Below are 13,476 nucleotides of genomic sequence, written 5' to 3' on the forward strand. Positions count from 1 at the left end.
AGTGCATCATCAAATTTCATCCCTTGCCTTAAATAGGAATTAAATTTCCCAATCAAAACCAATCCATCATTTACCATAATACCTATCAAGGCTATAATACCCAGTGCGGATAAGACGTTGATCGGAAATCCATGAATATAATGGCCCCACCCCACACCTATAATACTAAACGGAATCATAGACAGCAAGATCACAGGCTGGCTATACGATCTGAAGGTAAAGGCGATTACTGCGAATATCAGGAATAGTATTACCGGAAATACGGCGTTGGCGGATCTCGATAATTTCTGAGCTTCCCTGTTTTGGCCTTCATAAGAAACAGATAGGCTTGGATACTTGGCCAGCAGGTCCGGAATAAAATTGGTTTGTACATCCAGAAGAATATCGGTTGCACTTTCATTTGGATTTTCGAGATCTGCTTCAATCCGTATTTCTCGCTGCCCGTCCAGGTGGGAGATCGATTCATCTCCTCTTGCGATAGAATATGAAGCAATTTCAGAAAATGGCACCCGCTGTCCTGTGGGGGTTAGGATCCGCATGTCATCCAGGTCCGAAATAGAAGATCGGTTAGACTTATCATAACGCACCCAAACACGGATCTCATCTTGCCCGCGCTGAAAGCGTTGTGCCTGTGCACCAAAGAACCCGGCACGAACCTGACTCATTACCTGTTGCAAGTTGAGGCCAAGAGCATATGCATTCTCCTTGAGTTCAATATCCAGTTCCTTGATCCCTTCCGGATCTGTATCTGTTACATCGCGCAGTTTAGGATCGTTCTCTAAATAGGTTCTGAGTTCATCCTTTGCTTTTTCTAATTGCTCGTTGTCATTACCAAGCAGAGCAATAGAGACAGGACTACCCCCAAAGTTACCTCCAGAGCCAAATGTTAAACGTTCTACCCCATAGACTTCGCCTACTTCTGCTCTGATGGCGTTTGTAATATCCGGGGAAGGAAAATCGCGTTCCTCTCCAGGCAGTAAATTAACCCTAAGGGATGCTTTGTTATTCCCGGGACCCACTCTTTTAATGATATTTTGTACTACCTGTAAATTACCTGTTTGCCTGGCAGTGAAATCTTCATTTACTCTCCAGGCGGCAGCTTCTACCTTGGTGATCAATTCGTCCGTGATCTCGGGATTGGTCCCTTCCGGCATTAATAGTTCAATACTTACCTGATCACTGGCCACACTTGGGAAAATAGTTACACGCACAACCCCGGACATGATAGAGGCAATGGTGATCACTAAGAGTCCCGTAAATATTGAAAAGCTGATAAAACGATGATTAAGCACAAAATGAAGCGCCGGACTGTAAAGTCGATCTCTCAAATAGCTCATTACCTGGTCTCCAATCTTGTTGAACACCCTGAGTTTTGTCATAAATTTATCGATCCCCTTTTGCTTGTCTAATGATTCCTGATCCTGTCTTACCAAGGCCTTGGAGTGCGCTATATGCGCGGGCAGGATGATCAGGGCTTCAAAGAGGGATACCGTTAAGGTTAGGATCACCACTGTAGATACCTCTCCAAAAAATTCCCCTATTCTGCTATCAAGGAACAGGAAGGTAGAAAAGGCAAGAATTGTGGTGATAATGGCCGACAAAATTGGAGGGATCACCTCAATGGTTCCGTCAATGGCAGCCTGCACCGGCGATTTTCCCATTTCGTAGTGTTGGTAAATGTTTTCCGAGATCACAATCCCGTCATCTACCAGTATACCAATTACAATGATCATTCCGAAGAGTGAAAGGATATTGATGGTTACACCAAACATTCCAGCAAAAATGAACATCCCTAAAAAAGAGATTGGAAGCCCAAAGGCTACCCAAAAAGCTAATCGTGTGTTAAGAAAGAAAGAGAGGAACAAGAGGACCAGTAAGATCCCGATAGCGCCGTTCTCAATTAATAATGCAGTACGTTGTTTTAGAGAAATAGAAGCATCTGAGACTACATCTAGTTTTACATTGTTATGAGTTGCATTGTACTGCTCTACATATGCGTTTATCTTTTCCGCCGTTGGGATGAGGTCTTCGTTGTTTGTATTACTTACCTGTACATTTACCGATAGGTTCCCATTAAAGTAGGACACATTGGGGTTTTCAGAGAATCGATCTCTTACCTCTGCTATATCGCTCAACCGGATAATATTTCCGCTGGCATCTGATCGGACCACCAGGTTATTCAATTCATCGCCGTAGTAGGAGCGATTTTTTGCGCGAATAAGATAATCTTCCTGCTCCGTTTTAATCTCTCCTCCGGTGGTTAAAATATTTGTTTGCCCTACTGCTGTGGCCACTTCCTCAAAACTCAGATTGTATGCCAGGAGGTCGCGTTCTCTTACAGCAATCTCTATTTCTTCTTCCGGATAACCAGAGATCTCTATCTGTGAGATCCCTTCCATGGCCCGCAGGTCATATTCTATTTTCCGGGTAATCTGTTTTAAATTGGCCAGGGAAATTCCTTTTCCATTTACCGCAAAACTTATGGTAGGACGAATAGACTCTTGTTTGGCCACTACCAATGGTTCCATGCCCCCTGGAAAGTTCGGCACCCTGTCTACTGCATTTTTTACTTCAGTGATTAGCACATCTATATCCTCATCCGCATCAATCTCAACCGTAATACTGCCTCCGTTCTCCCTGGAAGTAGAGGTCACCCTTTCAATACCTACCAGGCCTTTTAGATTATCCTCAATCTTTAGGACCACGCCTTCCTCTATCTCTAACGGAGCCGCCCCTGGGTAATTTATACTTATAGTGATGATCTGGGAATCGATCAAGGGAAAGAACGAAGATCGCATCCTAAGGGCACCCAATATCCCAAAAACCACAAAGGCGAGGATGATCACATTCACTGCAACATCGAACCTTATAAAATAACCAATGATCTTTCGCATCTTATGGGAGTTGTTTTATATTGGTTGCTTCAGCAATATTGGTGGTATCTCTATAGGTTTTTACGGTCATCCCTGCGTAAGCTCCGGGAACCGGCCGTGCCAGTATTACGGTTCCGTCTGCAATACCTCTGATGACGGCTGTTTTATCTGAAAAGTATACGGGCCTAACACTCAATATATCTAAGACACTATCTCGAACGATAAAAAGTTCTTTCTGATCATTTAGGAGTTTACGAGATATCTCAAAAGCGTTTTCCTCACTTCTTCCTTCGATCTGTGCCTGGAGATACATCCCTTCCTTAACGCGTTCGTCCTGTACATCGATGAACACTGAAACGGTCTGGGATTGCTGGTTTACCGATGCATTGATCCTCGCGACCATCCCTGTAAATTCCTGAGTGCCTTCCAGGTTTTGGAGTTTTACGGCCTCCCCCACTTTTAGAAAATCACTGTACGACTTATTTACGGCTACTTCCAATTCATAGATGGAAGGATTGATGTATGCTCCTAATTTCTGACCGGGTCTAACCAGGCTGCCTTCGGTTACCAAAGCTTCCGTGAGTACGCCATTAAAAGGTGCCCTGATAACATATTTGTAAAGTCTTTGTTCCAGGTTCTTTACGTTGTAATAGGTGGTCACAATATTTCGGCCATTGATAAAATACCGTTCTTTTTCAGAGCTTATCTCAGGAAGCTCAGGAGTACTATTTTCTAGATCAAAATCTGTTAGGTAAGCCTGCCACTTAGGATACGCCTCGGGATAATCCAGGCGAAGGTCTGGCATGGCAGCGGTAATAAGATTATACAGACTGCTTTTGGCACTCTGAACAGAAGCGGCATATTCTGCGGCATCTATCCTCATAAGCACTTCACCTTTTCTAAATGCCTGTCCGGGTTTAAAAGGATGGCTGCTATATCTGAAGATTCCTTGGACCTCCGCATACACTTCAACCCGTTCTTTTGCTGCGAGATTTCCATTGGCTGGAATAATGATCGGGATGGTACTATTCATCACCGTGTCTATAAAAACTGTTTTGACTTCTTTGCGTGTCGCTGGTTTTTTTTGGTCTTCGGCAGTTACCAATAGGTAGGATACTACCACTGCTACCACCAAAATAATTACACCGAGGGTGTAAAGTATAATTTTTCTCATCCAGGAAGGGTTGACTCTATCATTGGTTAAGAGGCAAAACTATTAAATTGTTCATTTGGCGGGAGTTAAATAAAACATAAAGTGTTAAAACAAGCCTCAATACTGTTCAACAAAAAAGAGGATGTTTTCACATCCTCTTTTTATGACTAACCAACTTAAAAACATCTATTCATTATTTTTTTTGGGCATTTGTTCATCATCATCATACATTGTTTCTGCCACTCTAGTTTTCTTAAAGTCGAGCTCCTTGAAGTTCAATTTAAGATCTCCTTTGTCATAGTCGAATACCAAAAATTGTCTGGTATTCATGGTCTCCAGGTTTTTCAGGGAGTTGAATTTATTGTTTTGTATCTGTAGGATCTCCAGGCTTGCCAATTGACTAAATTCTGCCGGGATCTCTCCTCCTAACTGATTATTGGCTAAAATAAGTTCCTTTAACTGCACCAGTTTGCCGAATTCCTGAGGAATAGAGCCTTCCAGGGTATTCTCGAACAACCCCAGGCTTTCGAGTTCACTTAGTTTTCCCAATGCTACGGGGATGGTCCCTTTTAAATTATTGCTGGAAAGATTCAATGTCTTCAATTTTATTAACTGACCCATACTTTCAGGAATGCTACCTGAAAAGAAATTATTAAAGGCCGTAAGTTCTGTGAGATTAGACAATTCGCCAAAAGATGATGGCAATGCTCCTTTGAACCGATTCATCTCTATTTTTAGTACTTCGAGACTGGTCAATTGGGCGATAGACTCAGGCAATTCGCCTGTTAACCCATTAAACGCCAGGTTTAAAACCTTTAAATGAACTAGTTGTCCTATACTTGACGGCAAGACACCCTTTAAGTTATTCCTAAAGAGATTGATCTCTGTTACATGATCATTTTCAACCTTCACTCCATACCAATTTGAAACCGGTGCCTCCAGATCCCATGTCCGGACCCACTCTGCACCATTGGTACTTTCATAAAACTCCAGTAACGCCTTTTTTTCTGCCTTGCTTATCTTAGCAGAAACTAGCAACGTAGAGCTGAACAAAACGATGAAAAAGAACAGCGTGTTTCTCATAAGGTTACTATTAGTAGATGAAAAGGTCTATTTAAAATAATTCTTATAAATACCTAGGAATTACCTTACAAATATATCGAATTGTAGGGATTGGATGTCAATTTTTACGACGAATGGTTCATATTTGTTGTGAAACCAGGATATATTGTGGTGAAAAAAAAGTTGTACTACAAATATAGCTGCAGCCTTTTAACCCTCGAGCCTTAAAGTAAGGTCTTCCCACTGTTTCATCAACGATTCCAATCGTTTCTTCTTTTTTTGATATCCGTCAAAAAAATTCGGTTTTGCTATGGTCTGATCGTAATTCATCAGCAATTCGTGGTCTGTATCCGCAATCTCCTTTTCCAGAACCCCGATCTCACTTTCCAAATTACTGAGTTTGTTCTTAAGGCCCTTTATCTTTTTCTGATCGTGATAGGGTTTATCTGCCGTGGCCAATTGTTTTTTCTGTGCTGCTATACCCGACTTTCGTTCTATGGCCCTGAAATCATCGGCCTTGCGTTCGTCCAGGAAGTAATTGATATCCCCCAGGTATTCTTTGATCTTTTTGTCTTTGAACTCATAGACCTTATTGGTAAGGCCCTGAAGAAAATCACGATCGTGAGAGACAACGATCAAGGTGCCTTCAAAGTTTATCAGCGCCTGTTTTAAAACATTTTTGGAGGCAATATCTAAATGATTGGTGGGCTCATCCATTACAAGGACATTGAAAGGTTGCAACAGCATCTTAGCTAATGCCAGCCTGTTACGCTCACCCCCAGACAGCACTTTTACATACTTCTCTACATCTTCTCCGCTAAACAGAAAAGAGCCCAGTATGTCGCGCACCTTACTTCTGTTCTTTTCATTGGCCGCATCGATCATGGTATCCAGGACCGTTTTGTTGCCATTCAGATATTCGGCCTGATTCTGAGCAAAATATCCAATCTGAACATTATGGCCCAATTTAACGGAACCTTCAAAGGGTATTTCTCCCACAAGGATCTTGGCCAGGGTAGTTTTACCTTGCCCGTTCTGGCCTACAAAAGCCGTTTTACTATTGCGTTCCAATAAAAGGTCAATGTCTTTTAAAACCTCCTTGGAACCATAGTTTTTTGACAGATCTTCTACCTCCGCCACTACTTTTCCCGGCACTACAGAAACCGGAAACTTTACTTTTAGCACACTAGTATCGGACTGGTCAACCTCTATGCGGTCCATCCTATCCAGTTTTTTGATCAGCGATTGCGCCATAGATGCCTTGGAGGCTTTTGCCCTAAATTTTTCGATCAATCTTTCGGCCTGCTGTATCTCCCGTTCCTGATTTTTCAAGGCATTCATCTGCTGCTCCTTGATCTCTTGCCGCAGGATCAGAAACTGCGAATATGGCTTGTTATAATCGTAGATCCTTCCCAGGGATATTTCAATGGTTCGGTTGGTTACGTTGTCCAGGAACATCTTGTCGTGCGAAACAATCACGATGGCTCCTGTAAATCCGGTTAAGAATTGTTCCAGCCATAAAATAGATTCAATATCCAGGTGGTTGGTTGGCTCATCTAAGAGCAGCACATCATTTTTCTGAAGTAGTAATTTGGCCAATTCAATACGCATGCGCCACCCCCCTGAAAAAGTATCTGTTTTCTTATGAAAGTCCTCCCTTTTAAAACCTAGTCCCAGCAGTATTTTTTCTGTATCTCCCTGGTAGTTATAACCTCCATGGATCTCATATTGATGCGTGTAATCATTGAGATCTACCATTAGTTGATGATAGCCCTCGCTCTCATAATCTGTTCTCTCTGCAAGCTGTTCGTTGATATGGGCCAGTTTCCCTTCCATGTGCTGCAGTTCTTCAAAGGCCTTATAAGACTCTTCCAGCACTGTGTGGCCCTCATCGAAGTCTATATCCTGCCTGAGAAATCCTATACTGATTTCCTTATCTGAAGCTATTGTTCCCGTATCTGGGGCAACATCTTTGCTCAACAATTTTAAAAGGGTAGATTTCCCTGCACCGTTTTTACCAATGAGCCCAACCCTATCGCCGGGATTCAGACGAAAGCCAATCTCCTCAAATAAAAATTCGCCGGAGAAAGAAACGGAAAGATTGTGAACATTCAGCATTTTTGTTACCGTGATTACATTGAAGGACAGAGCAAACAAGTATCTTTGCCCAAAATTTTTGCAAATGTTAAAAAAAGGAAACAAACTCTACAGCATTTTAACAGGAAGTTGTCCTAAATGCCATTTAGAGAGCATGTATACCTATAAAAATCCATATAGGATGGGCTCTTTATTTGAGATGCAGGAACGTTGTTCACATTGCAAAACCAAGTACAAGATAGAGCCCTCTTTCTTCTACGGGGCCATGTACGTGAGCTATGCGGTGGGAATAGCTTTTGCAGTGGCGGCCTTTGTCATTTCCTTTTTACTGTTAAAAGCCAGCATAATCAGCGCATTTATCAGTATTGTTGTCACCCTGGTGGTCTTTCTACCGGTCATCATCCGTTTATCTAGAAATATCTGGATCAACATCTTTATAGGGTATGATCCAAAAGCTGCAGGGCGTTAACCATTCTTATAGCGCTTTTTGAATCTTAAAACGTCCATCTCGGAAGGAATTGGATCTCCCTTTTCGATAAAATTATAGAGCGCCCCGGAAGCAAAAGGGGCAATCATAACACCTCTGGAGCCAAATCCATTGAGGATATAAAGGCGATTGTGTTCCGGATGCTGCCCAACCAATGGTCTTCTGTCTGCCACCGTAGGTCGGATACCTGCCACATGTTCTATTAGCTCATACTCGCATCTCAGGAAGGTCCTTAACTTGGTTTCCAGTTCCTCCCTGGCTGCAGAAGTGGGTTCATTGGTCTTATCCTGCCATTTATAGGTTGCCCCAATACGATATATATCTTCTCCCAGTGGGATTATAAATATGGACGACTTAATAACGTTGACTTCTTTAAGATCCGGGGCTTTAATGGTCAGTAATTCTCCTTTGGTGCCGTTAAGGGGAAGGTAGTTAAAGTGTGGGTTTTGTTTGAGTCCGTACCCTGTGGCGAAGACCATATTTTTAGCTCTGAGCTCCTTATAAACCACTTCAGAATTGCTTATATGAAGCAGCTCCTGATCAAAAGATTCCGGGAGGAGCAACTCCTTGCCAACCAGATAGGCTTCATAAGCATTTACTAAGAGTGACGTATCAACACGCCCTGTACCCAGAACTTCTCCGTACCCATAAGGCGCATGTAGAGCATTGTTGGTGTTCTTGATTATCCTGGCCGACAATAAAGAACTCAATACCGGTTTATCTGAGGCTTCAAACCAGGCGTTTTGCTCTTCAATACTTGCAAATCTTCGCAAAATTCTAAGCGGATGATCTAGTGGGACTCCCAGTTTCTTTTCGAGTTTCGAATAAAAGGCCGGCAGAAGTTCTAATTGTTCATGAGCTTTCCAGACGGGTGTGAAGCGTTTTAGGATCACTGGGTTGTACAAACCGCCAGCCACCATGGAGGCCTGCTGTGAATGATCATTGATCACCCGAAAGGACCTTCCTTCTTCCTCAAGGATCTCACAAAAGGAAATACCTGCCAAACCAAGGCCTACTATAAGGTAATCTACCATGGTACAAAAATAAAAAACGCCGCTTCATAAAGAGCGGCGTTTCCATTTTATAATTGAATTGGAATAAAATTGAGCATTTTAATAGGCCCACATATCTTGTTCCCTGTCTCTGATCGCTTCTTTGATGCGATTAGACTCCAGTAGCTGGAACAAGGCATTATCGGCAACGTAGTCATCAATACTACGGTCTCCGTGAACGTTGTCTTCCCTGTAGATAATTGCGTTGAACCTTCTTGCATTCAATAACATATCGAACGTAATAGGTTGTGCAGAATTTCTCTGGTTAAAGACTTTGGCATCATGCAGGATCTTCCGTGCACTTGGGAACCATACCCAGAACAATTCTACTTTGTTATCTGCGGGATTCATGGATTCATCATCCACAAAGTTCACATCGGGAGCAACTGGTGCAATCCCCAGGAGGCGATACTTCAATTCTCCCTGGCGCTTGTCAAAATACCAAATACCCTTGATACGATACTCTTCAATATCTGCCGCAGTGATCTCTCTCCTGTTAACATATTCAGGCGAAAGTACTTCCCCGGCATTTATCTGCTCGTATCCCAGATCTGTAGTATCTACCCTTGTGAGGGTTGCTTTGAGGTCTTCGAACTTCCTTCTTTCAGTGAAATAGGAATCTACATAGACATCTTTCAGTTTACCGTTTTTGATGTTCTTTAAAAAAACATCATAAAGGGATCTTCTATCAGCTCCGATATCGACCGTATCTGTGGGATAATAGAGGGCGAAATTCACCCGCTCATCCAGATCGACCACTTCCCAGATGGTTTTGGACCAGAGAATATCTCTGTCATCTACATACCCGTAATCTAAGGGTGTGTCATTGTCCATAGCCAACTGATTCTCAGTCTTCTTCCCAATCTCCTCTGGTTTCTTAGCATTCAGGATATTTGCCTGAGCCAAGATGGATATTGGTAGCAAAGAAACGGCTCCAACGATTAAAACATTCTTCCAATTCATAAAATTCAATTTTACTAACTATTCTTAGTTTGTGATCTCCACAACAACCGGAGATACTCTTTTAAGCTTATACGTCTTGTTATTTGTAATATAGGCTTCAATATCAAAGACTTGTACAGCATCACCTCTTTTCGCTCTTTTCAGAGCAGATTTTGCTCTACTATCTAATTTGTTTCCTTTTACTACTACTGTAGGCTGGCCGGGAACCTTAAACTTAAATCCGCTTACTGCAAGATTCAGGTCAAAGTCAAAGTCTTCCAACATAGCTCCGATGGTGGCAATTTCCAGATTACGACTTGGCATCTGGGCACTACCGGATTCTCCTCTCACAGATCCTGCAGGTCTAGGTATATCCTTGATCCTGAAAGTTGCAGGTGTGGTGATACGCTTCCCGTCTGGCAATACACCAGAGGCATTGATAGTTACTTCTCTACCTGTTCCAGGATTCATAATGTATTTACTACCGCTTAACCTTTTAAGTCCGGTTGCGCTTGCAGATACCTTATTATCCGGAATACCAGGAATTGAAATGGTCATAGGGTTTGCTACCCCACGGTATACCACGTTCATCTTGTCTGCCGAAATTACAGCAGCATCTGGCTTGGAGATAGTAGAGAAGGAGTTCTTTACGGGAACTTCTGTTTCTACTCCATCCTGCATATAGATAAGAATACCAGCAATATCGTGATCTCCGGGACTTCCTGCTCCAATCAAGAGGTTTACGCCTCCTTCTTTGAGTTCGTAATCCTTTCCTTCGGTCATCTTCCGACCATCCAGGGTCAATTCAGCTCTTACTGGCTTAGCAGATCTGTCTGTCTTACCCAATACAATACTACCACTGAATTTCTCCCCTGAGTAGAAGGCAGATTTTTCAGAGAAAAGTTGAGTTTCGAAATTTGTCAATGAAACCTGACTGGTAAGCTCTCCTTGTAACATCGCCTTTAAAGCAGCTTCTTCAGTTGACTTAATATCGGTTTGAAGGGCGGTTAGTTTAGCCAAAGAGGCAATTAAAGGGAAACCTTCATAATGATAATTAATCCAGTCAATTTTAACCCCGTCTCTACGGGTAACCTTACCATTCTCATCTCCTGTTTTAAAGCGAGCTTCAACCTGTGATTTTACGTCAGGGTAATCCTCCCCGATGATAGAAATAACCTGTGAACTATAGTCTTTAATTCTCTTCATGAAATCCTTACCTCCTGCAGCCAAATTGTCTCCCTGAAAGAATTTCTGATCCAGATAATCGGCCTTGTCCATTACCTGATAATCCTTAGTATCTTCAACATCTTCGGTCATAGATTTCTTAAGATCCTCCAGGTACGTAAAGTACTCCTGTGATAACTGCTTAATTTTCTGAGCATCTTTGTAGAGCTCTGAATATTTAGCTGCATCTTCTGATGCTTTTGTCTCAAGACTTGCCAAGAAAGCCTGATTGCTTTCCGAAGCCTTTATATTAGAAGTTTCGAACTTTTCGTTCATTAGACCAAATGCGGCCAAAACTTCCTTGCTCATATTGAGCGCCAGCATTGCGATAAAGATCAAATACATTAAGTTGATCATCTTCTGACGCGGTGTTGCTTTTCCTGATGCCATGTTTTTCTAATTAGTTTTGATTAATAACTTGATTTGGGTTTATAATTCGCGACTAATTAGTTTTTGCTCATAGCAGACAACATACCACCATATACACCATTTAAGGATGAAAGGTTAGAGGCCAACGATTCCATTTGATCTTTAAGGGCACCAGCATTCTGAACTACTTCCTCGTTAATAGAGGCTTGTCTGCTAGCGCTGTCTAATTGAACTTTGTAAAGACTATTCAAGGATTCCATCTGGGCAGCTGCCTGAGACATTTCCTCAGAATATTTCTTGGTAGATTCCATAGCGTCTACTGAAGGAGCAATACCTTTGGCGGCACCTTCAAAATTACGGATGCTGTTACCAAGGCTATTCATCAATTCGGCATCGATATTTGCTTCTTTCAATAACTGATCTAATTTTTTAGATAATATGCCTTCCGCTTCTTTAGCATCCGATTTAGACTTCCCATTAGATTCTCCTCCGGCTAGTTCTGGGTATACCAAAGACCAATCGAATTCGTCGTCTACCGGTTCAAATGCACTGATAGCGAAAATAAGTGCTTCTGTTATAAGTCCTACTGCTAGAAGTAATCCACCTGTAAGTGGTCCAAATTCCCAGTGAAGGATCTTAAATAATGCTCCAATGATTACCACTGACGCACCCAGCCCGTAGGCCATGTTAAATAGTTTTTTTGTTGATTTTGACTGTGCCATAATTCTAGATTTAATTAAGTTTAATAATAAGTATTTGGTTTTTGTTTGATCTTTTTTTGGTATGCTTTTATTGTGTTGAATCTTCTTCTCCCATGTAATCCTGTACTGTTCTGAAGCCAATATAACTTCTGGCAGAATCTCTGTATTCGTAATCCCTGGTACTTACCTGCAAGAAGTAGGCAACATCTTTCCAGGAACCTCCCCTGATAACCTTACGGGCGTTCTCGCCAGAATCGGCATTAGGGTTCATGGTAGAGGCATATTCATATGAACCTGGGAAATAACTACTATTGGTCCATTCTGAAACGTTCCCTGCCATATTGTACAGGTTAAAATCATTGGGTTCGTACGACTTTGCTTCCACTGTATACAGAGCAGCATCTGCTGCGTAATCACCGCGTTGTGGTTTAAAGTTTGCCATAAAGCAGCCCGTATCACTAATTACATACGGTCCACCCCAAGGATATGTACCTCCTTCGATACCACCTCTTGCAGCGTACTCCCACTCAGCTTCCGTAGGTAAACGAAACTGATTGACAAATTGTGCTCCACGACTTTTCTGATCGTCATTCTTGAACTTTGTTCTCCAATGGCAGAAAGCCTTGGCCTGTTTCCAGGATACCCCTACTACAGGATAATCACTATAGGCGTCATGCCAGAAATAATCATTGTGCATGGGTTCATTATACGAGTACTCAAAGTCACGGATCCATACCGTAGTATCCGGATAGATCTCTAATTCTTCGGTCTTGATAAATTCCTTTCTTCGGGTATCCCTGGTCCTGGCCGCAGCCTCAATATCCATCCAGGTATACTTGTACTTTAATTTTGTAACGTCTATAATACGTTGCCCGTTGTATGATTCCTCTTCAGGGACATACAGAGAATCCATGACCTCCGAATAGTACTCATCCGGATAATCAGAAGTATCCCAGACGAGATCCTCCTCCGTATTAAGCTTATATCCCTCGTATCCTGTCTCTCCCATACCCGAATAATTATCGAGCATGTATTTATCATACACAGACATTCTGGTAGTATCGGCACTTTTAAAGGCGTATTCGCCAATTCCGCCGTCTTCCGGTCCTAATCCGAGTTCATCAGCAAGTTTTGCCAAATTGGTTCTGACTATAGAATCGCGAACCCATTCTACAAACTGCCGATATTCACTGTTAGTAATTTCCGTGTCGTCCATATAGAACGATCTAACAGTAACAGTTTTGGTAGGGGCATTGAGAACCTGCGCCATGTCTTCCTCGCTTTTACCCATGATAAATGCACCTCGTGGTATGAGCTCCATTCCGTAGGGTTTTTCGGGATACCATTTCTTACCTTGGACGCCCACTAGTTCTCCTTTTGTTTTTGAACCACAACTTGAGAGTAAAAAAACAAACGCTATAGATAACAACAATAGCTTCTTCATACTTTAGGTTAAATTTCGATTTAGACTTTAAACAGTAATCACAATTATTATTCTCTAAAACTACTTTTTGAA

The 13,476-nt window shown here is 42.1% G+C and carries 10 protein-coding genes; 1 reads left to right on the forward strand and 9 read right to left on the reverse strand.

What is annotated here, in order from left to right; all coding sequences use genetic code 11:
* The 4 genes from WBM49_RS04465 to abc-f form a co-directional block, all read right to left on the reverse strand.
* The coding region (locus WBM49_RS04465; protein ID WP_424370864.1) for an efflux RND transporter permease subunit at positions 1-2,894 on the reverse strand (2,894 nt) is incomplete at its 3' end.
* Position 2,895: 1 nt separating this feature from the next.
* Positions 2,896-4,047 carry an efflux RND transporter periplasmic adaptor subunit gene (locus WBM49_RS04470; RefSeq protein ID WP_424370865.1) on the reverse strand — a complete coding sequence of 384 codons (1,152 nt, stop codon included), beginning with the start codon at positions 4,045-4,047 and terminating at the stop codon, positions 2,896-2,898.
* 165 nt (positions 4,048-4,212) lie between these two features.
* Complete coding sequence (locus WBM49_RS04475; protein WP_424370866.1) at positions 4,213-5,109, reverse strand: leucine-rich repeat domain-containing protein; 897 nt, start codon at positions 5,107-5,109, stop codon at positions 4,213-4,215.
* 189 nt (positions 5,110-5,298) lie between these two features.
* Positions 5,299-7,206 carry a ribosomal protection-like ABC-F family protein gene (gene abc-f / locus WBM49_RS04480; RefSeq protein ID WP_424370867.1) on the reverse strand — a complete coding sequence of 636 codons (1,908 nt, stop codon included), beginning with the start codon at positions 7,204-7,206 and terminating at the stop codon, positions 5,299-5,301.
* A 64-nt stretch (positions 7,207-7,270) separates the two neighbouring features.
* On the opposite strand from abc-f, the gene WBM49_RS04485 reads away from it, so the two are divergent.
* On the forward strand, positions 7,271-7,654 hold the full coding sequence (locus WBM49_RS04485) for a DUF983 domain-containing protein (RefSeq protein WP_424370868.1): 384 nt from the start codon (positions 7,271-7,273) through the stop codon (positions 7,652-7,654).
* On the opposite strand, the gene WBM49_RS04490 is transcribed toward WBM49_RS04485, so the two are convergent.
* The 5 genes from WBM49_RS04490 to gldK all read right to left on the reverse strand — a co-directional run bounded on the left by WBM49_RS04490 (position 7,651) and on the right by gldK (position 13,404).
* Positions 7,651-8,706 (reverse strand): NAD(P)/FAD-dependent oxidoreductase, encoded by a 1,056-nt coding sequence (locus WBM49_RS04490; protein ID WP_424370869.1) that lies wholly within the window; start codon positions 8,704-8,706, stop codon positions 7,651-7,653. The genes WBM49_RS04485 and WBM49_RS04490 overlap by 4 nt on opposite strands.
* A 78-nt stretch (positions 8,707-8,784) precedes the next feature.
* Positions 8,785-9,687: a gliding motility protein GldN gene (gene gldN / locus WBM49_RS04495; protein ID WP_424370870.1), complete on the reverse strand. Its 903-nt coding sequence runs from the start codon at positions 9,685-9,687 to the stop codon at positions 8,785-8,787.
* Between the two features lie 24 nt (positions 9,688-9,711).
* Positions 9,712-11,280 (reverse strand): gliding motility protein GldM, encoded by a 1,569-nt coding sequence (gene gldM / locus WBM49_RS04500; protein ID WP_424370871.1) that lies wholly within the window; start codon positions 11,278-11,280, stop codon positions 9,712-9,714.
* Between the two features lie 56 nt (positions 11,281-11,336).
* Positions 11,337-11,981: a gliding motility protein GldL gene (gene gldL, locus WBM49_RS04505; protein ID WP_424370872.1), complete on the reverse strand. Its 645-nt coding sequence runs from the start codon at positions 11,979-11,981 to the stop codon at positions 11,337-11,339.
* A 67-nt stretch (positions 11,982-12,048) separates the two neighbouring features.
* Positions 12,049-13,404 (reverse strand): gliding motility lipoprotein GldK, encoded by a 1,356-nt coding sequence (gene gldK / locus WBM49_RS04510; RefSeq protein WP_424370873.1) that lies wholly within the window; start codon positions 13,402-13,404, stop codon positions 12,049-12,051.
* Positions 13,405-13,476: the final 72 nt, after the last annotated feature.

The sequence above is a fragment of the Muriicola sp. genome, from assembly GCF_049669965.1.
GTDB lineage: Bacteria > Bacteroidota > Bacteroidia > Flavobacteriales > Flavobacteriaceae > Muriicola.